A 20290-nucleotide genomic window follows, 5' to 3' on the forward strand; every position below is an offset into this window, starting at 1 on the left:
AAAGTTGGTCAAAAAATTTATGAACCGATCAATTGTTTACGCACAACTTCGTACGCTTGTGCGACGATCGTAGCTTCTTCTGGATGTGCTGCTTGTAGCGCTTGCTTCATCGCATACAATGAACCGTATTGAGGTGCAAATTGTTCTTGCATCATCATTGTCCACAATTGTTCAACATAACTTTCCATACTGTGACCTCCCTTCATCTTTCGAAGGAACATACTAACAAAATGCTATACACTTTTGAATAGCAAATGATGACAAACTGTTATTAAATGCGTTATGACGATCGATACTTACTATGTTCTATTTTAACACATTCACTTTTGCGCTAACGTACCTATATCTTTTTCGTCTTTTCATATAAAATATAAAAATAAGTACTTTTTATTTAAAAAATGAGATAAAATATATAGGTATTTAAAAACAAAAAATGGTTTAATAAGGGGACTAAAGAATGAGTGTGGGCAAAAAATTAAATCTTGCATTTATTACGATTATTTCATGTATGACACTTTCCATTGTCATTACCCTGTTCAATTTATCAACAGTAGACCGCAACGTTGATGATATGGTCGATAATCGTAATAAGCAAGTACAAATGATTGATGATGTGTTAATTAACGCCAATCGACAAGGGCTATTTGCAAGAGCTGTTATTTTGGAACCAAGTGAAAAAAATAAAAATTTATTGATAGAGAGTGCTGAAGCCGTCGACACAGCGATTGAAACGTTAGATGCATTTGCAACATCTTCTAAAAATAAAGCATTTCAACAACAGTTAGTACAACAGAACGATACTTTTAACAAACAATTAGCAGATTTCAACGCAACAATTAAAAAAGGTGATATGAAAACTGCTAAAAAAATTGTGAATGATGAAATGGATGAATCTAATAAAAATTTAACGACATCTGCGATCACTATTCGAGAAAATTTGAACAAACGTTTGCATGAAGTAGGTACGCAAACAGACGATTCTGTTACATCAACAGGCATTACATTAATCGTTGCTTTAGTCATTTGTTTAATCGTTTCAATTTTCTTTATGATTCACATCCAACGTCGTATCGTCAAACCTTTACATAAAATTAACGGCATCGTAACGATTGTTGCCGATGGAGATTTAACATTGCCAGATATTCAATACACATCACAAGACGAAATTGGTCAACTAGCGCGTAGTGTAGATACGATGAAAAATAATATTAAGCAACTCGTTTGCCATTTACAACAAGATGCTGAAAAACTATCTGCTTCTGCAGAAGAACTTTCTGCGAGTACCGAAGAAATTAATAGCCGGACAGAAGAAATAAGCACACAAATTTCAGCAACAGCCCAACAAACACAACAATCTGCAGCCGCTTCTCACGAAAGCGCTTATGCAATGGAAGAAACCGCACAAGGAGTACAACGCGTTGCAGAAGCATCACATACATTAAATGATGCGTCACAAGATTCTAGTAAGTTGTCACAAGACGGCGTACATATTGTCGATCACGCGCAAACACAAATGACGACGATTTTACATTCTACGGATTTAGTCAATAATCTCGTCTTAAAATTATCAAAACAAACCGAAGAAATTCAATCTATGACAAATGTGATTACAGACTTAACGGATCAAACGAATTTACTCGCATTAAACGCAGCAATTGAAGCCGCACGTGCAGGCGAAGCGGGTAAAGGATTTGCGGTCGTGGCTGATGAAGTTCGCAAACTTGCAGACCAATCACGTGCATCCGCTAATGCGATTAGCACACTAACAGCTGACATTAAGGCGGATACAGTAAACGTCGAAAAAGCAGTCGCCGCATCGCTCGCATCTGTAAAAGATGGTGTCGACATTATTGGCCAGGCAGGCGAATCATTTACAAGTATTTCATCATCTATTGACTTGATGACAGCTCAAATTCAAGAAGTGTCTGCGACAACGCAACAACTTTCAGCTGGCGCAGAACAAGTGACATCTTCTATTCAAGACATTTCGCATGCTGCTAATACGAGCTCTATTACTGTAGAAACGATTTCTTCTGTCATGGAAGAACAATTAGCAACCGTTCAAGAAGTGAGCAGTGTCGCGCAAGATTTAAGCGTGAGTGCCCAACAACTATTTGAACAAATTAGCGTATTTAAAGTTTAATCACGAAAAAAGCAGGAACCCAGTGGGCCCCTGCTTTTTTTACGCTTTATTTATCTTGATGTGGATATTTTCGTTCACTAGATGATGTTGATTTTGTATCTTCGCGATTCCCAGGTTTTTCATCTTTTACTTGATCATTTAATTCCTCAACAGGAATTGGATCGACATGTTTCATCGATTCATCTTTATCAAATAAACTTTCTGTATCAGAATCAACCTGGTCTGGACTTGACATACGTTCGTAATCAGATTTTTCTTGCTCCGCATCTGCTTTTTTCTTGAATTCTTCATTTACTGGATATTTTTCTTTTTCGTCCATTTAAAATGCCCCCTTGTTGATATTTATTGTGCTTGTTCGCGACGTTTTTTACGACGGTTAAAGAACCAAATAAATAAAATTGCAAAGAATAATACCGGTAAAGCAATACCTTGCCCCGCTAGTACTCTAAGCATAAAGCTGCTATCTGCATCACGGTTTGGTGAAAATACAATGTAACCTATAATAGCTAACACGTATAATGCAATTGGAATCCATATTAATTTCATCAATGTTATCACCTCGTAATAAAATAGTTGCCTGTTACCACTACTTATAAACATATAAATGCGTTTTATAAGCAAATAAGCAACTTTTTTACTATAGAGGCCGTGTTGACCATTTATGTAGTATATGAAAATAATTTTACATTTTCAAAAAAGAGCATATCAACACCTATAAACAGAATTTACGCATTTTTAAAAGAAAATATGTACTTTTTAACAACAAAATAACTTGACATCATCAATTTAAGTCCTTGAATTCTTATTTCATCGTGCTATAATAAATCTTGTTCAAACGAACAGCAATATTATTTATTCGGATCTGTGGCGCAACTGGCTAGCGCACCTGACTCTTAATCAGGGGGTTGTGGGTTCGATCCCCACCAGGTCCATATATAAAAAGAAGGTCTTGTTACACAAGTTGTAGCAAGACCTTCTTTTTTGATTGTGTTCAAAATATTTTATAGGTAAAAATAATTGTAAATTTACATTTAGTAATTCTTTATTCACAAATTAATATAGGTATATTATGATGCTTATAAAAAGGTGGGAGAAATATGAAAAAAATTATTTTATTTTTAGCGTCATTTACACTGATGTTAAGTTGCTTGCAACCAAAAGCATCCGCAGCAAGCTACGATAAAGCAACTACAAATCAAACTGTAAAAGTGTATCAAAAAGCAGGCACATCTTATCGCGTCTTATACACGATTCCAAAAGGCAAGGCTGTAAAAGTAATTGGTGGTGTCGATGTACCATCTGACTACTACGACGATTACCGTTTTGAAGGTAGCTATTACAAAATTACTTACAAAAATAAAAAAGGCTACATTAAGCAAGGGACATTAAAATTTAAAAACCCATACAATTGGGCACCTGGCATTAAAAAGAAAGCGATCAAATATGCAAAGCGTTATGTAGACGGGAATAACTATCGTCTACGAAAAGCTGAAGCGTGGGACACAGAAGGCATTTACTATGTGGAAACAAAATTTAATGGTAAATGGCAATACATTGGATTTGTAAGCTGCAAAACCGGTTGGGCTCACGGCTAACAATAAGCAAAAAAATCTAGCGACGAGGCTAGATTTTTTTACTTATTTGGTGATGCTATATTGATTATATTTTGTCGTATTCGTCAATTTACCATTTGGCGTCTTTGTAAGCGAGACGTCTTGTGTAAACCATACTGTATATTTACCTACTTTATACGTAATTGAATTTTCACTTGAAACATAACTCATACGTGTCCCACCAGCAGAGCCAAATACTTTACGAATCATTTTGTACTTCACTGAATAGCGATTTGTAATACTGTATACTTTATCCCCTTTTACACGGTGCAAATTCCAGTTTGAATCTAAATAACCTGATGTCACAATCATCGTGCCGTTTTTAAAACGGTCAATAAACGCTGCGCCTTGTGGTGAACGCGTTTCAACTGGCTTTCCGAGTAAACGATGGAACTTCTCATACGGATCATTTAATTTTAAATTTTTCGTATGCAAAGTCTTACCAGATTTGGCGAGTTTTTTTATTTTTTTCACTTGCTTTACGGTAGTTGCCGAAGCCTCGGTTGCTACTATCACATTACTCGTCGTAAACGTTAACGCTGCGATTAATAACCATTTTTTCAAACGCAGACACATCTTCTTGTGTAATAGTCTTTTTATATCCATTTTTATACATTTAATACTTAATGTATTTAACAAAAATCCCCTGCTTTATGAGAAGCAAGGGATTTTGTTATTTCACCACATATGTAAACTGAAAATCTTTATGTTTACACCCCTATTATTGCTTGAATTTTTGTGTTAACGCGTCCCATTCAGCTGTACCGTAAATAGGTTTATCCGGGTCACGATGTGTAAACAGCCAATGTAAACCTGCAATGAAAATCGCAAATATCATTGCACTCTCGACCGCAAATGACACCGTCTGTAAAAAATAATCAATGCTACAAATAAGCACAAACGACGTAATAGCGTGTAAAGCAAAATAGAAAAGTCCTTTTGAAGAACGAATCCACCCTTTTTGTTTAAAAAACATCGGTATCGCATCAGCGACAAATGTAATAGGTGCTTTGACAATCGTATAGACTACATAAAAAAATACTAAAGACCAAAGCGAATCATATGTAATGCCGAGTGATTGAAGCGCGAACAATTCAAAAACAAAAAATGGCGTACAAATCACAAAAACGATTAAAAAACAGATAACTCCTTCGACCATGTTTAGCATAATCTATCATCCCTCCCAAATATTTACATACTAAATTTTACCAGAATTCAACTTATGAAAATAGATCCTCTCGTTATAGTACGATAGCCATATGCCTCTATTTTCTATATGTAATTGTGACATCATGCCATTTTTACATATTATCTGAAGCAAATAACATATTAAAAAACTTATATTTTTCTAATTTTCTTTATTGTTCACTAACGAACAATATATGTTATACTGTTATCTGAAGGAGATACTTATGAATAAACCAAAACTACATGAACTGATTAATATGATTGGACAGTTGAATAATGCCAGCGTTATTAAATACACAGAAGGTTTTCAAAAGCCAATTGGTATTTCTTCTATCATTGTATTAAGTGAGATCCGTAAAAATGGGAAATGTCAGCCAGTTGATCTTGCCAAAACATTGGATTATTCAAAAAGTAGCATCTCAGCTATCACGAATAAATTGTTAAGTGCTGGCTATATAGAGCAATTACCCGATGCACATGATCGTCGTAAAATATTCCTTCATATTACAGATGCTGGTATAGCCATTATGGATGAAGCAGAAACGCTCGGTCAGCAATATTATGAGACTGTTTATGGCGTTTTAACAGAAGAAGAACTTCAGCAATATATTATGATCCAGCAAAAACTATTAAAACAAATTAAAAATTTTTAAAAAGGAGCATATTATGATGAAACGATTAGAAAATAAGGTAGCAATTATTACTGGTGCAGCACAAGGAATGGGTGCAGCACATGCAAAACTTTTTATTGAAAATGGTGCAAAAGTTGTGTTAACAGACTTAAACGAAGAAAAAGGCCAAGCATTCGCACAACAACTTGGTGAAAATGCGGTATTCGTCAAACAAAACGTTGCAAATGAAGAAGATTGGCAACATGTACTCGCTGTAGCAGAAGAAACATTTGGTCCTGTAAACGTTCTTGTGAACAATGCAGGGATTACCTTTGCAAAAAATATGTTAGATGTAACGGTTGAGGAATATCGTCGTATCGTAGACATTAACCAAGTATCTGTCTTTATCGGTATGAAAACAGTAGCGCCTTCTATGAAGAAAGCAGGCGGCGGCTCAATTGTAAACATTTCTTCTATGAATGGATTAGTCGGTGGTGCTATCGGTTATACAGATACGAAATTTGCTGTACGTGGTATGACAAAGGCTGCAGCTTTAAACTTAGCACCGATGGGCATTCGCGTAAATTCTGTACACCCAGGCGTTATCGCAACACCAATGGTCGTACAAGAAGATACGAAAGCAGCAGTTGAAGCATTTGCGCAACACATTCCAATGAAACGTGTCGCACAACCTGAAGAAGTATCAAATATGGTCCTATTTTTAGCTTCAGACGATTCAAGCTATTCTACAGGCTCTGAATTTGTAATCGATGGTGGTTTAACAGCACAGTAATCGAATTTCTGAACATGTCATGAAAATGGCATGTTTTTTTTATCATTATTTGACATGTTACAATTATGTTTGATATGCTGATTTTGACAAGTAAACTTGTCAAAAAAGAGGTGAACATATGGATAAAGAAACGATTTTACGGAAATATCGACAAACGAAGCAAGACGAAGGACAAGAACGGGTACATCAGCTATCTGATGAAGGCGCATTTATTGGCATGTTAATTGTCGCTGTATTCATTATGGTCTATCAAGTGTATTACGACGTACCATTCGGTGATGTGACAGCGCTCCTTTTTAGTTTTTTAGCAATTGGCAATTTTTATCGTTATAAAGCGCTGAAAACAACAGCTTACTTCATATGGGGAATCGTTTATAGCGTCATATCGATAAGCTTTTTCATATTGTATGTGTGGCAAACGCTATAGGAGTGAACAAATTGGATAAAGATGCATTAATCTTAAAAAATAATATTCGTAGCGCTCGAAAAGCAAAACATATGTCGCAACAGGCACTCGCTGATTTAATCGGTGTATCACGCAATACGATTAGCTCGATTGAAACAGGCCAATTTAACCCGACAGCCAAACTCGCGCTCATTTTATGTATTGCGCTTGATCAAACATTTGAACAACTATTTTACTTTGAAACACATCATTGATGGATAATGAAAGGAAGTGGTCTATATCAGCTTTCGTGCGAAAATAGATGCCGTTTTTGTCTTTTTAATTGTCGTGTCTATCGTTGTTGTCGGTGCAGTTACCCTATTCCCTGTACTAATAGAAGAAAATATGGCTACTCATGAACGTCTTACATTAAGTATTGTCGGCCTATTATCAATCGGTCTCATCTGCTGGACAGCCTTTTTCATCGAATACCGCTTCGGAGCCGATCATTTGTTTATTAAAGGTGGCCCATTCCGAAGTCGTATTCCTTATACGTCAATCACGAAAATTAGTTATACGAATAATATTTTCACAGGCTATCGCGTATTATCTGCGCGCCACGCATTGCAAATTTATTATCGTAAAGCTATGCTCGGCAGTATTAAAATTTCACCAAATGATGAAGGTGCTTTCGTTTCAGAACTTAAAAAAAGATGTCCTCATTTACAAACATAAAAGCCTCGAACGAAATGTTCAAGGCTTTTTCCTATTGTACCGCTGGGATTGTGATTTTCGTTTGTTCGCCGTCTACTTTTCCTGTAAATACATAGACTGGCTGGTAAAATCCTTTTGAATCCAATGTATAACTTTGCTTCACGTAATCAATTTGAATGGACCTCTGAGGTGTTACATACGTTTGGAACTTGCCATCACACAATTGCTCATACGCTTGTTGTTCACTTTTTAATGGTACATCTGCTACTTTTTTGTACGTTACGATATGGTTTTCTACATCTTTTATCGTCTCATCTGCATAGTACACGACTTTCAACTTACCATCGACTAACGTATCATCAGTTTCAATTTGATGCACTTGCCATTCATACGTACCTTCATTAAGGCGTTTAAATTGCGCTTTTTTTGGAATATGAATGTGTAGTTGCTTCACTTTTGAACGCAATGTCGCTTCGTCTGTATCCGCACGCTTCACTTCTAAATTCGAAAAATCGCTTAACGTATACGTACTATCTACATAATTCATCACTATAGAATATGCCGGATCCCCTTGGTATGTGTAATAAGCTTCACGTTGATACGCAGTGACTTCTAGTTCATCTGGTTGAATACCCGCAGCATATGCAAACAATTTATCCGCGTATTGGCGCGCTTCTTTCGCTGTGAGCTGTGGCGCGCTATACATCGTACCAACAGGTTGTTCCTTACTAAAAGTTTGAGTCGTCGTTACGTGAACAGGCTTCATATCTATTTCTTTAATCGCTGTTATCGCTAAGTTGCCAAATGGTTTTTGCACATAATACACATACATACCGATGGAACCCACTAGCAAAACACATAATGGACTGATTGCGAGTAAACGCATCGACCATTTGCGTGTTAAACAAGCTGTCACGAGACCAAAGCCGATCAATGCACCAAATACATTGTTCATCATGTCATCTAATTCAAAAATACCAACGTGTAATATGTACTGCATACTTTCAATCAACGCGGTAAAGACGAATGCTGCTGCGAGCGTCCAACCGATATGACGAAAACGTGTATGTAATAACGGTAATAATATCCCGAGTGGTATGAACATCGCGATATTAAAGTAAATGTACTGAAAATCTCGTGCACTAAATGCATACCATGCCTCTTTATAAGAGCTAAACAATGCTAAATTAATAGCACCTTCAACATATGAGTGACGATTCCATAACGTCAATGCCACAACAGTGCACACATAACATAATAGCAATACTGTCACGAGCGCATTTTTTCGCCCAATCCTTTGCGTTGACGGTCGCTTTTTTCGATACATCCAATATGCGCACAGCACGATAACAGCAATGATGAGCGCCGCGCCTATTCCTAGCAACGCATTTTGTTTTAACATACTTACAATTTCTACTAATCTCAATTTCCTCATCCTTTTTTTATAGAGACAACATCATTTCTATTGCCCTTCTAACATTAGACGATATGAATTAGCAAAAAGTTTTATTTATTCCAATAAAAGTAATTCATTTGTTTTTTTGTATAAATAATGAGCGTTAACGGAATCGTTGTCATCATCGTACAACATAAAATAACTAACACTTCTGTTACATTTAATGACAAAGTAAATGGTGAGAGCGAGCTCATCAACGTAAACAATGTGAGAAATGCGACAAATAAAATGAAGCAATTTGCGTGACCCTTTTTCGCACAATGTATCGCCACCGTTCGCTCTTTTCATATATGTCTGGAGAAACGTAAGACATCATCGCAGCAGCAATGCCTAAAAAAAGTAGCATAATAGCATTTGGAAATTCTCCATTTATACCAAATTTCATTTGGAACAGGCTCTCCAAGGGTTTGTTGTCGATGTTATCGACAAGAGAAAACGTGCTGAATCGCACATTGTTTTCTCAAAGAAAAGCGCAAAAAAAATAGTGCCAGTTGCGGAAGAAAATCATTTCCGCAGCTCGCACATTTTTCCTAATATCAAAACCTTGCCTTTTTTGAAAAATTACAAACAAAACTATACAGAACTCTAGATGAGCCAAAAATCTATTTTTAATATTTATTACTTTTTTAATTTATAGTCATACAAACTAAATTGAATCAATACTAAAACGACTATAAAAATACTAACTAAAACGTAATTAACAGTAATTCCATTTTTGAAGAAACCAAAAAGAATCACTAATAACCCTACACTCCAAACGCCATGTTTGGCAAAATATAATTCTTTTTTTTCAGAATCTAAATTAATTTTTCTTTTTAAAAGCCAAACATTAGACAAAACTAATAAGAGTATTGAAATAGAAATCCAAATTAATGAAAATTCTTTATCTATAAAAGATATAAAGAGATTTACCGTACTAGCAATTCCTAAAATCAATCCTATTTGAAATTTATAAGTATTTTCCTTATAATCTTGATAATTTTTTTCTTTCAACACTTCATCACCTCTCAGTATTAAATCAATATGATAGATTGTCAAATTAACTGCACCACCTGATATTCAAATGCTTCCTGTGTGGTGTTCCAGTTGAGTCACTTTCTTGGTCGATTGTTGATCAATGAAAGTGCTTTTTCTATTTTTGATGGTGTTAGTTGTCCCAAATCCATTCGTTTTGGGAAAAATTCGCGTAAAAGACCATTACTATTTTCATTCGTGCCATGTTGCCATGGCGCCTTTTCGGCAGACCATTCATTCAATCGCTTTAATTCACGAGAAATCGTTGTATGAGAACGGTTGAGATGACGCGCAATGGCACGACAAGAGTACTCTAATCCTTTTAAAACCTCTATTTTCGAACGTTCAGATATGGTAAGATGACAATAGCTCATTCAATATGGCCCCCTGTTGATTTTGGTGTAGGAACTTTAATTATACAGGCTCATATTGAATGGGTCTTTTTTATTTATTTTGAGTGGTGCACTTAATATTACAATTCGTCAAGTACTAATTATTTATCTAAAGTATAATAAGGTTTTTTTAAAAATTCATAGGCTTCTTGACCATCCTCTAATTCATGAATTCTAACATTGTAAGGCAACTTTAAACCCTCAAAATCATCCTCACTCATACAAGCCATAAAAAGATGATACGATTCATAATCATTAGGCCAAAATGTATTTTTAGTATTGCCCTTTTCTAATGTTAAATTTATCGCATCTCGTAATTTTTCTAAACCAGTTCTATTTCCAACAATGTAAGCTTCTCCATGCCAACTATCTTGAGAATAAATATGACATTTAGGATAATCGTTATTTTCTTCCACATCTATCCCACCTTTTAATTTTTAATAAATATTTTAACATTAAAAAATCATTTGAAAATATAATAATTTTTTAGTGTCCAATTACATTGTGCCACAATCGAATATGCTTTTTCTTCTTCATCCGAATCTTCATCATCTACTCGTGCCAAATCACATTCCTCTATATCATCTAAATTCAATTGTTTATGTACTTTTTTCAACAAACCACCATATGCAATCATTCGTTTACGAAATAAGCCTTTTTCTAAATCTTTCACAACGTCTAAATCATTCTCTACATTCCCTGTTAAATAATCCGAATATTTCGCTGTTCCTTGGACAGCTGCTTGAATCGCTGTGTACTCACTTTTTTTGTTTCGTTTTTTGTTTTTTACAGCTTCAATATGCACAACTGGTGTGTAATCTAGTTTCATTGATTTCCACCAAAGATTTGTCCAATCTTCTTGTGATAAATAATTATCTGATCCCTTGAAATAATTGGATTCTACGCATAATAAAACATGCATATGTTGATTATACGAACCATCTTTTTCATTCACTGTTACCTCAGTTGAACGCATAAACCCAATCATGTTTTTTGCGACCTTTTTGTACTTCATCAAACGGTTAAAACCAATCGCCATTTCTTTCAAACTTTTATCTAATTGATTGCCATCAAAAACGTTCTTCACAGAAAGCGTTAAAAAGAGCCATCTTGCCTTCGATTTTTGTCGAATGACTTCTTCTACAATTTTCGTTGTTTGTACACTTCGTTTCATCGTTTTCCTCCAATTACACATTGGACATAACGGTGATTTACAAAACCATGTTTTCGCTAACTTAAAACTATAAAATTTCCTTTTTGATTTCACGTGAATGAAAAAATGGTACAAAAATCCCCTACGTGTTATTTTGTTTTCTCGAAAACCACATTTTAACATATTGGGATTTTTTTGTATATTTTTCTTTATACCATCAAAATAGGATCTAGCCCAGTCATATCAAGGGTTCAAGCCCATTTCAGAAAATCTTGTTATTTCTATATGTATATATGTATCAAGATAAGAAGAACTACATTTTTTTACTATTAAGTCACTTCATCGTTTACACTATAAGAGAAAGGAACGATGATGATGACAACCATTCAATTACAACCAATCACCGCAGATATGCGTGAAACATTAAAAAAAGAATTACAGGCTGCTTTTATGAAAGGGCTAAAAGATCGCTTTAACGGCGTAGAAAACCCGTTGGAAATGGGCATTGTACCGTCAGAGGAAGATTATAAACACGCGCTTTATGGAGATGATGTCGTCATTCGACAACTCATGTTAGACAGTAAACGCATCGGTGGCGTCGTGTTAAAAATAGATGAAGACACACAACGCAATGAAGTCGAATTTTTCTATATTCGCGAGGAAGCGCACGGACAAGGACTCGGTACACGCGCTTGGCAAGCTATTGAAAAAGCTTTCCCATATACAAAAGTATGGGAACTATACACCCCCTATTTCGAGAAACGTAATATTCATTTTTACGTTAATAAATGTGGATTCCACATCGTAGAATTTCAACACAAAGGAAATCCTGGACCGAATGTAGATCCACATAAGCCTACACCTGATGAAGAATATGAATTTTTCCGTTTTGAAAAAGTAATGCCTACAAAAAACTGAGATACTTTATAAACAAAAACGCCTCTCCTTCATTGGATTGGCGCTTTTTATACTTCTTCTGTAACATGTTGATGCGCATGAATCTCCGCTAATAACTGTTCTTTCAATGTAGCATCTTCATACGCTGTCAGTAACCCGATGAGCTGTTGATACATCTTGTCATACGGCAATGACAAATGAACATGCGCAATTATTTGAAGTGTATACGCAAAGCTCAGCGTTTGGTAAGACATTTTTTGCTTCAATGTGAATACTTCCTGCAACTGTGCTTTCCCTTTTTCATATAGTTGATGGCCTATATACAAGTTTGCTAGGTTCAGTCGAAAATAGAACGATAACGCAGTAATATCTTTTTCATATGCTTCATATTGATGCAAACGTTTCAAAGCTGTTTGGACAATTTGCTCCGCTACGTCGACTGGAAAATAATATAACATCGCATTTAATAGCTCCAAATCTTCTAAATACCAATGATCTAAACGTGATAACTTTTCCCATATAGGAACGGCTACTTGCTGCACTTGCGCAATGTCCTCTGTTTTAAAGAGTACGTCAAATAGTGCGTATGCTTCATCTAATAACTGCAAATGAGGGTCCGCTGCCGACACACGTTTTACGTCCGCCCATTTTGTTGATAAGTCAGCCACGCCGACAAGTTCGATTTCTCGAAATGCCTTTAACACCTTTTCACGAGACGTTGCTGTGTAATTTTGATGAATGTACATCAATTCATTCAACGATACGTTCAAGCGCTGTGCAAATTGGACAGTTTGTGCCAATGTAAGTGGCAGCTTTCCACGCTCAATCCTTGAGTATGTCCCCTGTGGCATAATCCCTTCACATACTTGCAATTGTGTCATTTGACGATTTTTTCGAATACGTTTTAATGTTTCCCCAAAGTTCATAAAGCGCTCCTCATATACCAATTGGAATATTTTGTTTTTATCACCATTATATACGATAAACTATGGTCAAGGAGGGATTTTATGTATCAATCAAACATCTACTTTATCATCGGCATCATTTGCGCTGCACTCAGTCCATTGCCAGCATGGGCAAAAATATCGCTGATCATTGTTTTCAGCTTTTATTTACTGAAAACGATTATGCCTATTGCGCAAAAAAAGGAATAGCCGCGGCTACTTCTTTTTTTATGACATCTCCGTATCGGCAGTTAGATTAAAAATAAAAAACAAACCAATTAATTAGTTAACTAATTAATTGGTTTATTTATGTTACCACGGCTTCTTCGCCACTGTTTTCGTCTTCACATATTTCACGCCACCCGTTTCAGGATTAACCTTATAATAGTACACATAATATTTGCCGATGATGTTGCTATAGCCTGCAGTTTTAATCATGTTTTTCGCATGATATTTTGGCTTCAATGTCGTCGTCAATGTTTTATTTAACGTACGTAACGTTCCTTTGTACATATAGTACAGTTTCACATCATTAATGTCCGTGCCGCCCGGTTTTGAAATTGCGACGAACGATGGCGTACCTTTTTTCATATTTACTTTATAAAAATTTTTGCGCGTCTTATTGTACTCTACTTTCGTTTTATAAGACGTTTTCTTTCCGTTTACGTAAAATTGAAACGTTCCGCGATACAGTTGATCCCCTTCGCTGACACCTGCCCACACGTCCCCGTCATCTGCAATTTTCTTTTTAACGTTTGATGAGCGTAGCGCAATGCGGTAATTTTTTCCGTCCGCTGCTGTAATGTGCGTGTCGTAATACGTCGTTACTTTTGCCTCGACCACCGTTTGCGTACTAACATGACTTATACCCAATGCCACAGCTGCGGCAAGTAGCACCTTTTTCATCGTTGCCATCTCCTTTGAATTACATTCTTATGTATCCATTGCCAATTTATACAATTTGATAAACCTTCTATGTCAATATTTCTTCAAACAGCATATTTGTATACCCTACTATGGTATGCTATATTATAAATAATAAGGGGGTTACGCATATGAAAACAGAACAAGTTGTCACGAATCATACAGCATGTCGCAAAAGTCATCATCCTGAAAAAGTGAAAAAAGATTTAACAACGCGCTTAAACCGCATTGAAGGTCAAATTCGCGGGATTAAAAATATGATTGAAAACGATGTGTATTGCGATGATGTCATTACACAACTATCTGCGAGTCAATCAGCACTCAATAGTGTCGCGAAAATTTTATTGGAGGGGCACTTAAAAGGCTGCGTTGTCGACCGTCTATCAGAAGGTGACGATGAAGTAATCGATGAATTAGTCGTAACCATCCATAAATTAATGAAAAAATAATGTTCAAAGGAGTTTTTTTATATGCAAAATGTAACATTAAATGTACAAGGTATGTCATGCGGTCACTGTGTGAAAGCTGTTGAATCAAGTGTCGGTGAATTAAACGGTATCGAAACAGTAAACGTAAACTTAGATGACGCAAAAGTAGACGTTGCCTTCGACGATACAAAAGTATCAATTGATGATATTAAAGAAACAATCGAAGATCAAGGATACGATGTTGTGTAAGGGTGCGGTTTCGCACTCTTTCATTTTCTACAAAACATACCCCTATAAGGTATATAAAGAGGTGGTCATGATGCAAACAGAACAAAAATTAAAAGAAGCAAACTTTCAAATTACAGGCATGACATGTGCCGCATGTTCAGCGCGGATCGAAAAAGTGTTGAACCGCTTAGACGGTGTCGAAAATGCGACAGTAAACTTAGCGCTCGAAAAATCAGCTATTACGTATGATGCTGCTAAATTAACAGAAGCGGATTTCGAACAAAAAATTGAGAAGCTCGGCTATGGTGTCGTGAAAGAAAAAGCTGAACTAGATATTACCGGTATGACGTGTGCCGCATGTTCAGCGCGTATTGAAAAAGTGTTGAATCGGCTAGACGGCATTTCTAGCGCCAACGTCAATTTGGCATTAGAAAAAGCGACTGTCACGTTCAATCCATCTGAATTAACGATGGCAGATATCATCGCACGGATCGAAAAGCTCGGCTACGGCGCGCATCAACCGCAACAAGATGATGCGAAAGTCGATTATCGAACGCAGCATATTCAGCAACAAAAACGAAAATTTATCATCTCAGCGATTTTATCGATGCCACTCTTATGGACAATGGTCGCCCATTTTTCGTTTACTTCTTTCTTATACGTGCCTGACTTATTCATGAATCCTTGGTTTCAAATGCTACTCGCAACGCCGATTCAATTCATGATCGGTCGCCAGTTTTATGTAGGTGCTTACAAGTCATTGCGTAGCGGTAGCGCCAATATGGACGTCCTCGTCGTAATGGGCACGTCCGCCGCTTATTTTTATAGCGTTTATCAAGCAATCGTTTCAACAGGTCATCACGTACCTCATCTTTATTTCGAAACGAGCGCCATTTTAATTACCTTGATTTTGCTTGGGAAATTATTTGAAGCAAAAGCGAAAGGTCGTTCTTCCGAAGCAATTAAAAAATTAATGGGCTTACAAGCGAAAACAGCCGTTGTTATTCGCAACGATGTCGAACAAGTCGTGCCGCTAGAAGACGTTATTATCGGTGATATGCTCATCGTGAAACCGGGTGAAAAAATCCCGGTAGACGGTGAAGTAGTACGTGGCACGAGCGCTATTGATGAATCGATGCTTACAGGTGAAAGCTTACCTGTTGATAAACAACAAGGTGACATCGTCTACGGTGCAACGGTGAACCAAAATGGTATGTTAACGATGCGTGCAACGAAAGTAGGCCGCAACACCGCACTCGCACAAATTATTAAAGTCGTAGAAGACGCACAAGGCTCTAAAGCACCGATTCAACGATTGGCAGATAAAATTTCTGGCATTTTCGTACCGACTGTCGTGGCGTTTGCCGTACTAACATTTATCGTTTGGCTTACGTTGATCACGCCTGGCGAATTTACACCTGCGTTTGAAGTATTGATTACGATTCTCGTCATCGCTTGTCCATGTGCACTTGGATTAGCGACACCGACTTCGATTATGGCCGGCTCTGGTCGCGCAGCGGAGTATGGTGTGTTATTCAAAGGTGGCGAGCATTTAGAACAAACGGGTCATATTGATACGGTCGTTGTCGATAAAACAGGTACCGTCACAAATGGGAAACCCGTATTAACAGATGTTTTCGTTGACGATGCATTGTTACCGCTTATCGGGGCAGCAGAAAAATCGTCTGAACACCCGCTCGCACAAGCGATTGTAAACGGTATTGTCGATAAAGGAATCACACTCGCACAAGCCGACACATTTGAAGCACTGCCTGGTTATGGTGTGAAAGCGACAGTAGCCGGTCGCAAAGTGCTCATCGGTACACGTCAACTCATGCAAAACAATCATATTGATACGCATGATGCCGCACAACAGATGGTACAACTAGAGCAAGCGGGTAAAACAGCGATGCTCGTTGCGATTGATGAAGCTTATGTTGGTATCATTGCCGTTGCAGATACGGTGAAAGCGACGTCACGTGCAGCAGTACAACGTCTACAAGCGATGAATATTGACGTCATTATGCTAACAGGTGATAACGAACATACAGCGCACGCCATCGCTAAACAAGTCGGCATTCAACATGTCATTTCAGAAGTATTACCTGAAGATAAAGCGAAACATGTGACAACATTACAACAACAAGGTAAAAAAGTCGCAATGGTCGGTGATGGTATTAATGATGCGCCAGCACTTGCTACAGCCGATATCGGTATGGCGATTGGGACAGGTACTGATGTTGCGATGGAAGCAGCTGATATTACACTAATGCGTGGTGACTTATCAGGTATTGCCGATGCCATCGTCATGAGTCGTAAAACGATGCGCAACATTAAACAAAATTTATTTTGGGCATTCGCTTACAATACAGTAGGCATTACGATTGCCGCAGCTGGTTTATTAGCGCCTTGGGTTGCAGGTGCCGCGATGGCATTCAGTTCTGTATCGGTTGTGTTAAATGCGTTACGTCTACAACGTGTAAAGTTATAAAATTTGACAAAAAAATTTATTTATGCTATAATTTACATTAAATTTAAGCGGTGTTACAATGAGATTCTCCTGGCCAGGGGAATCTTTTTTTATTGGAGTTTTTTAGAATGCAACGACAAACATCAAGCTTAACTTCTCTTGTATCAACATTTACGAAAGCATATCATATGAATGAAGACGAACCACTCATTTTTAAAGATACATTCGCAAACAAACTTTTATTATGTGAGGAATATGAAAAAATTGCCCACAGCATGATCGAAAATGCTTCATTTTTTCATCCAGATATTGCGAAAAAACAACATTATAATCCTAAAACCATTTTACAATGGATTGCCCATACGCAACTATGCCCGACGCCACTTGCACGTGCGGCTTTCGCAGAGAAAATCGTTCTAAATGAAATAATGCTAGGTGCTGAACAATACGTTATATTAGGTGCGGGCTTGGATACATTTGCTTTACGCCACAAATATCCAAATATACGTATATTTGAAGTCGACCATCCAGCGACACAATCGTTCAAAATCACCCGCTTTGAACAACTAGGCATCGCAGTACCTACTAACGTCACATTTATTGCTTCAGATTTCAAAGTAGATGATGTGCGTGCGCAACTGATTGCAGCAGGCTTTAATCCACACAAAAAAACAGTGTTCAGTTTACTTGGCGTAACGTATTATTTAACAGAAACGGCACTCCGCCATTTACTGATGGCATTATTTCAAACGTTACCACAAGGTAGTTCTATCGTTTTTGATGTCGCAGATGAACATTTACACACAACAGCAGGCATTCATAACCGCGTTCAACATATGGTACAAATGGCTGCCGCCGCAGGGGAACCGATGACATTTTCAACATCTATGCAGCGACTTGAGCAATTGTTAGCAGATGTACACTTGTGTGTATATGAACAGCTATCTCCTGAAGCCATTCAGCAACAATATTTTGCACATCGCCATGATGATCTACAAGCATTTGAAACGATTCATTATGTTCATGCCGTTAAATATTAATAGCAAAAGCGCCGCTTCATGACGAAGTGGCGCTTTTCATTAATCTTTATTCTACTTCAATGGTGAACGTATAGCTTGCGGCGCCTTCATCCCAACGTGCAAATACGTCATACACGTAAACGCCTGGTCGTCTCGGCGCTCGAAAATGATTGTCCGTTAACGGCACATTTTCTGCGCGCTCCCCTGACCATATGTTAACGCCTAACGTATCTTCATTAGGTTTTTGTTGAAACTTAATCTCAATATCAGCATTCGGTGCGACACGTTTCGGTTTAATTTGTTGCGACTTCACAATGTCTGGTGGGGAAATCGTATCTTCACATGTCGTTTGTAAGCGCCCTTCCCAGCAATACGTCCCGCGCGTCACTTTAATATTTTTATGATCTGCTTGTACGGTTAGCGTCGGCGGCCCTGATTTTGACAACATGACCCCGACACAAATCATTGCGGTAATTAGAGCACTCATGACGAGCAAACGTTTCTTCATACGATCGACCCCTTCTATTTTCATTTAAGCATCCCACATTTTTTGCAGTAATTTCGCATGTACAGGTGAAATTAAATAGTTTGTATATTGATCCATTCTTAAAATTTGTAGCTCTTTAAATGATTTCATCGTTGCTAATACATCTCGCGGTACACGTGGTGTCGGGTCAACATCGATTAATTGTAGCTCTGCCATTGCAAGCATATCTTCGTGCAACACTTCTGCTTCATATATCGTTTTCGTCACCGTTGCAATCGCTACAACACCTGCTTTATATTGTTCATTCCCTGTTCTGCGCCAAATAAAAACCGTATCTCCAATTTCTAGCAGCTCGGCTAAATGTTTTTGACGAACAGGCCATGTCACATAATCTTGCGTCATTAAATATGTATTAAAATCAAAGCTTGCCTCATCGCTTTGAAAAATCCATGTATGCATGTCATACACTCCTTATTTTTGAATCCTTCACTTCATTGTAACAAAAAAAGCGCTGTTCTATTCGAACAACACTTTTTCAACATGATTATGCTTGTAATAAATGAATGACTTTTTTTGCGACAGCAGCACCAGAAGCGGGATTTTGACCTGTTACGACGCGATTGTCTACGACTGCAAATTCAGCCCAGTCATCGCTTTTCACATAGTTAGCACCTTTACGGATAAGTTCGTCTTCTGTTAAGAACGGTACATTTTTTTCTAAACCGACAGCAGCTTCTTCTGTGTTCGCAAAGCCTGTTACTTTTTTGTTATTGATTAAATGTTCGCCATTTTCATCTTTAATGTTTAATAAGCCGACAACACCGTGGCAAACACCTGATACGACGCCGCCATTTTTATAAATCGCACTCGCAATATTTTGTAAGTTTTGATCTTCTGCAAAATCCCACATCACACCATGACCACCTGCATAGTAAATCACTTCGTATGCACTTGGATCAATGCTTTCAGCCGCAAGTGTCGTGCTTAATTGGTTTAAGAAATCATCGTTTGTATAGTATGCCCAATCTAAATCTGTCATTTATTCGATGATCAAGATATTGAGCTGCTCAATTTAATCCGTTGCTTCCGTACACTCGGTATGTCAATTGAAGATATTAAAAATAATATCGCCATGATTCATACGACACATGAAACGATCGACACACAAGCGATTTTGATTGAACATAAAAAGAAACTAGAAGAACAAATTCATATGCTAGAAGGCTATATTCACGAGATTGATCAAAAAATCGTCTCTTAATATCGTTTCCCAATTTTTAGCTGAATTAACGTCAAACGCCCCTCACGATTTTTCGGAGGGGCTTTTTTCAAAAAAAACATCATTCCTAACTATGTAGAAAAATAAAATAGTTTCTCTTCCTATACAAGTATTCTTGAACTACCCCCACTTACCCGTTCTTCGAACGTTGC

Annotated in this window: 29 protein-coding genes, 1 tRNA gene and 2 pseudogenes; 15 read left to right on the plus strand and 17 right to left on the minus strand. The window is 37.3% G+C overall.

Annotation, left to right across the window (positions count from 1 at the left end; translation table 11 throughout):
* Positions 1–17 precede the first annotated feature (17 nt).
* A complete protein-coding gene (locus KMHG_RS19145; RefSeq protein ID WP_154647377.1) occupies positions 18–188 on the minus strand; it encodes a hypothetical protein in 171 nt (56 codons plus the stop codon).
* Between the two features lie 269 nt (positions 189–457).
* On the opposite strand from KMHG_RS19145, the gene KMHG_RS12685 reads away from it, so the two are divergent.
* Positions 458–2143, plus strand: a complete 1686-nt coding sequence (locus KMHG_RS12685) for a methyl-accepting chemotaxis protein (RefSeq protein ID WP_010290035.1) — start codon at positions 458–460, stop codon at positions 2141–2143.
* A 46-nt stretch (positions 2144–2189) separates the two neighbouring features.
* Here the strand turns inward: KMHG_RS12685 and KMHG_RS18020 are convergent, their stop codons facing one another.
* Together KMHG_RS18020 and KMHG_RS12695 are read right to left on the minus strand one after the other, a co-directional pair.
* Entirely contained in the window at positions 2190–2462 is a 273-nt protein-coding gene (locus tag KMHG_RS18020; protein WP_010290036.1) for a YczO family protein, read from the minus strand.
* Positions 2463–2485: 23 nt separating this feature from the next.
* The gene (locus KMHG_RS12695; protein ID WP_010290037.1) at positions 2486–2689 is read right to left on the minus strand and encodes a hypothetical protein; all 204 of its coding nucleotides are present in this window, start codon (positions 2687–2689) and stop codon (positions 2486–2488) included.
* A 312-nt stretch (positions 2690–3001) separates the two neighbouring features.
* Here KMHG_RS12695 and KMHG_RS12700 point away from each other — a divergent pair.
* Together KMHG_RS12700 and KMHG_RS12705 are read left to right on the plus strand one after the other, a co-directional pair.
* Positions 3002–3075: transfer RNA gene (locus tag KMHG_RS12700), tRNA-Lys, on the plus strand.
* 165 nt (positions 3076–3240) lie between these two features.
* Positions 3241–3738 (plus strand): SH3 domain-containing protein, encoded by a 498-nt coding sequence (locus KMHG_RS12705; protein ID WP_010290038.1) that lies wholly within the window; start codon positions 3241–3243, stop codon positions 3736–3738.
* A gap of 42 nt (positions 3739–3780) precedes the next feature.
* On the opposite strand, the gene KMHG_RS12710 is transcribed toward KMHG_RS12705, so the two are convergent.
* Both KMHG_RS12710 and KMHG_RS12715 read right to left on the minus strand, forming a co-directional pair.
* A complete protein-coding gene (locus tag KMHG_RS12710; protein ID WP_010290039.1) occupies positions 3781–4320 on the minus strand; it encodes a DUF4309 domain-containing protein in 540 nt (179 codons plus the stop codon).
* A gap of 157 nt (positions 4321–4477) precedes the next feature.
* Positions 4478–4924: a YrvL family regulatory protein gene (locus KMHG_RS12715; RefSeq protein ID WP_010290042.1), complete on the minus strand. Its 447-nt coding sequence runs from the start codon at positions 4922–4924 to the stop codon at positions 4478–4480.
* Between the two features lie 244 nt (positions 4925–5168).
* Between KMHG_RS12715 and KMHG_RS12720 the strand changes: the two genes are divergently transcribed.
* From KMHG_RS12720 to KMHG_RS12740, 5 genes are all read left to right on the plus strand, one after another.
* Complete coding sequence (locus KMHG_RS12720) at positions 5169–5597, plus strand: MarR family winged helix-turn-helix transcriptional regulator (protein ID WP_010290043.1); 429 nt, start codon at positions 5169–5171, stop codon at positions 5595–5597.
* Positions 5598–5613: 16 nt separating this feature from the next.
* A complete protein-coding gene (locus KMHG_RS12725) occupies positions 5614–6348 on the plus strand; it encodes a glucose 1-dehydrogenase (protein ID WP_010290044.1) in 735 nt (244 codons plus the stop codon).
* A 118-nt stretch (positions 6349–6466) separates the two neighbouring features.
* Positions 6467–6775 carry a DUF6442 family protein gene (locus KMHG_RS12730; RefSeq protein ID WP_010290045.1) on the plus strand — a complete coding sequence of 103 codons (309 nt, stop codon included), beginning with the start codon at positions 6467–6469 and terminating at the stop codon, positions 6773–6775.
* Between the two features lie 11 nt (positions 6776–6786).
* Entirely contained in the window at positions 6787–7008 is a 222-nt protein-coding gene (locus tag KMHG_RS18025; RefSeq protein WP_010290046.1) for a helix-turn-helix transcriptional regulator, read from the plus strand.
* Positions 7009–7024: 16 nt separating this feature from the next.
* Entirely contained in the window at positions 7025–7468 is a 444-nt protein-coding gene (locus KMHG_RS12740; protein WP_010290047.1) for a PH domain-containing protein, read from the plus strand.
* A 31-nt stretch (positions 7469–7499) separates the two neighbouring features.
* Here KMHG_RS12740 and KMHG_RS12745 read toward each other — a convergent pair whose 3' ends face one another.
* The 7 genes and pseudogenes from KMHG_RS12745 to KMHG_RS12770 all read right to left on the minus strand — a co-directional run bounded on the left by KMHG_RS12745 (position 7500) and on the right by KMHG_RS12770 (position 11576).
* Positions 7500–8873 (minus strand): VanZ family protein, encoded by a 1374-nt coding sequence (locus tag KMHG_RS12745; protein WP_010290048.1) that lies wholly within the window; start codon positions 8871–8873, stop codon positions 7500–7502.
* An 80-nt stretch (positions 8874–8953) separates the two neighbouring features.
* Positions 8954–9175 carry a hypothetical protein gene (locus tag KMHG_RS12750; protein WP_010290049.1) on the minus strand — a complete coding sequence of 74 codons (222 nt, stop codon included), beginning with the start codon at positions 9173–9175 and terminating at the stop codon, positions 8954–8956.
* A 346-nt stretch (positions 9176–9521) separates the two neighbouring features.
* Positions 9522–9941 carry a hypothetical protein gene (locus KMHG_RS12755; RefSeq protein ID WP_010290051.1) on the minus strand — a complete coding sequence of 140 codons (420 nt, stop codon included), beginning with the start codon at positions 9939–9941 and terminating at the stop codon, positions 9522–9524.
* 53 nt (positions 9942–9994) lie between these two features.
* Positions 9995–10129, minus strand: a pseudogene (locus KMHG_RS19610) (IS30 family transposase); the annotation flags it as partial.
* A 42-nt stretch (positions 10130–10171) separates the two neighbouring features.
* Positions 10172–10291 (minus strand): annotated as a pseudogene (locus KMHG_RS19945) (helix-turn-helix domain-containing protein); the annotation flags it as partial.
* 119 nt (positions 10292–10410) lie between these two features.
* Complete coding sequence (locus KMHG_RS12765; protein ID WP_010290053.1) at positions 10411–10725, minus strand: hypothetical protein; 315 nt, start codon at positions 10723–10725, stop codon at positions 10411–10413.
* Positions 10726–10772: 47 nt separating this feature from the next.
* Positions 10773–11576, minus strand: coding sequence for a protein rep (locus KMHG_RS12770; protein ID WP_439097672.1), 804 nt, complete (start codon positions 11574–11576; stop codon positions 10773–10775).
* 255 nt (positions 11577–11831) lie between these two features.
* Between KMHG_RS12770 and KMHG_RS12775 the strand changes: the two genes are divergently transcribed.
* Complete coding sequence (locus KMHG_RS12775; RefSeq protein ID WP_010290055.1) at positions 11832–12380, plus strand: GNAT family N-acetyltransferase; 549 nt, start codon at positions 11832–11834, stop codon at positions 12378–12380.
* Between the two features lie 47 nt (positions 12381–12427).
* Here the strand turns inward: KMHG_RS12775 and KMHG_RS12780 are convergent, their stop codons facing one another.
* On the minus strand, positions 12428–13285 hold the full coding sequence (locus KMHG_RS12780) for a helix-turn-helix domain-containing protein (protein ID WP_010290056.1): 858 nt from the start codon (positions 13283–13285) through the stop codon (positions 12428–12430).
* An 81-nt stretch (positions 13286–13366) separates the two neighbouring features.
* On the opposite strand from KMHG_RS12780, the gene KMHG_RS19150 reads away from it, so the two are divergent.
* The gene (locus KMHG_RS19150) at positions 13367–13513 is read left to right on the plus strand and encodes a hypothetical protein (protein ID WP_154647378.1); all 147 of its coding nucleotides are present in this window, start codon (positions 13367–13369) and stop codon (positions 13511–13513) included.
* A 102-nt stretch (positions 13514–13615) separates the two neighbouring features.
* On the opposite strand, the gene KMHG_RS12790 is transcribed toward KMHG_RS19150, so the two are convergent.
* Positions 13616–14209: a hypothetical protein gene (locus KMHG_RS12790; protein WP_010290058.1), complete on the minus strand. Its 594-nt coding sequence runs from the start codon at positions 14207–14209 to the stop codon at positions 13616–13618.
* Positions 14210–14358: 149 nt separating this feature from the next.
* On the opposite strand from KMHG_RS12790, the gene KMHG_RS12795 reads away from it, so the two are divergent.
* The 4 genes from KMHG_RS12795 to KMHG_RS12810 all read left to right on the plus strand — a co-directional run bounded on the left by KMHG_RS12795 (position 14359) and on the right by KMHG_RS12810 (position 18393).
* The gene (locus tag KMHG_RS12795) at positions 14359–14676 is read left to right on the plus strand and encodes a metal-sensitive transcriptional regulator (RefSeq protein ID WP_010290059.1); all 318 of its coding nucleotides are present in this window, start codon (positions 14359–14361) and stop codon (positions 14674–14676) included.
* Between the two features lie 21 nt (positions 14677–14697).
* Positions 14698–14904: a copper chaperone CopZ gene (gene copZ / locus KMHG_RS12800; RefSeq protein WP_010290060.1), complete on the plus strand. Its 207-nt coding sequence runs from the start codon at positions 14698–14700 to the stop codon at positions 14902–14904.
* A gap of 70 nt (positions 14905–14974) precedes the next feature.
* Positions 14975–17374 (plus strand): heavy metal translocating P-type ATPase, encoded by a 2400-nt coding sequence (locus KMHG_RS12805; protein ID WP_010290061.1) that lies wholly within the window; start codon positions 14975–14977, stop codon positions 17372–17374.
* A 107-nt stretch (positions 17375–17481) separates the two neighbouring features.
* The gene (locus KMHG_RS12810; protein ID WP_010290063.1) at positions 17482–18393 is read left to right on the plus strand and encodes a class I SAM-dependent methyltransferase; all 912 of its coding nucleotides are present in this window, start codon (positions 17482–17484) and stop codon (positions 18391–18393) included.
* A 46-nt stretch (positions 18394–18439) separates the two neighbouring features.
* On the opposite strand, the gene KMHG_RS12815 is transcribed toward KMHG_RS12810, so the two are convergent.
* The 3 genes from KMHG_RS12815 to KMHG_RS18040 all read right to left on the minus strand — a co-directional run bounded on the left by KMHG_RS12815 (position 18440) and on the right by KMHG_RS18040 (position 19898).
* The gene (locus tag KMHG_RS12815; protein WP_026022106.1) at positions 18440–18880 is read right to left on the minus strand and encodes a hypothetical protein; all 441 of its coding nucleotides are present in this window, start codon (positions 18878–18880) and stop codon (positions 18440–18442) included.
* Between the two features lie 24 nt (positions 18881–18904).
* Positions 18905–19318, minus strand: a complete 414-nt coding sequence (locus KMHG_RS18035) for an EVE domain-containing protein (protein ID WP_010290066.1) — start codon at positions 19316–19318, stop codon at positions 18905–18907.
* A gap of 85 nt (positions 19319–19403) precedes the next feature.
* Positions 19404–19898: a type 1 glutamine amidotransferase domain-containing protein gene (locus KMHG_RS18040; protein WP_010290067.1), complete on the minus strand. Its 495-nt coding sequence runs from the start codon at positions 19896–19898 to the stop codon at positions 19404–19406.
* Here KMHG_RS18040 and KMHG_RS18860 point away from each other — a divergent pair.
* Positions 19890–20120, plus strand: a complete 231-nt coding sequence (locus KMHG_RS18860; RefSeq protein WP_147608224.1) for a MerR family DNA-binding protein — start codon at positions 19890–19892, stop codon at positions 20118–20120. The two genes, KMHG_RS18040 and KMHG_RS18860, sit on opposite strands and share 9 nt — an antisense overlap.
* Positions 20121–20290: the final 170 nt, after the last annotated feature.

This window comes from Kurthia massiliensis, from assembly GCF_000285555.1.
Lineage (GTDB): Bacteria > Bacillota > Bacilli > Bacillales_A > Planococcaceae > Kurthia > Kurthia massiliensis.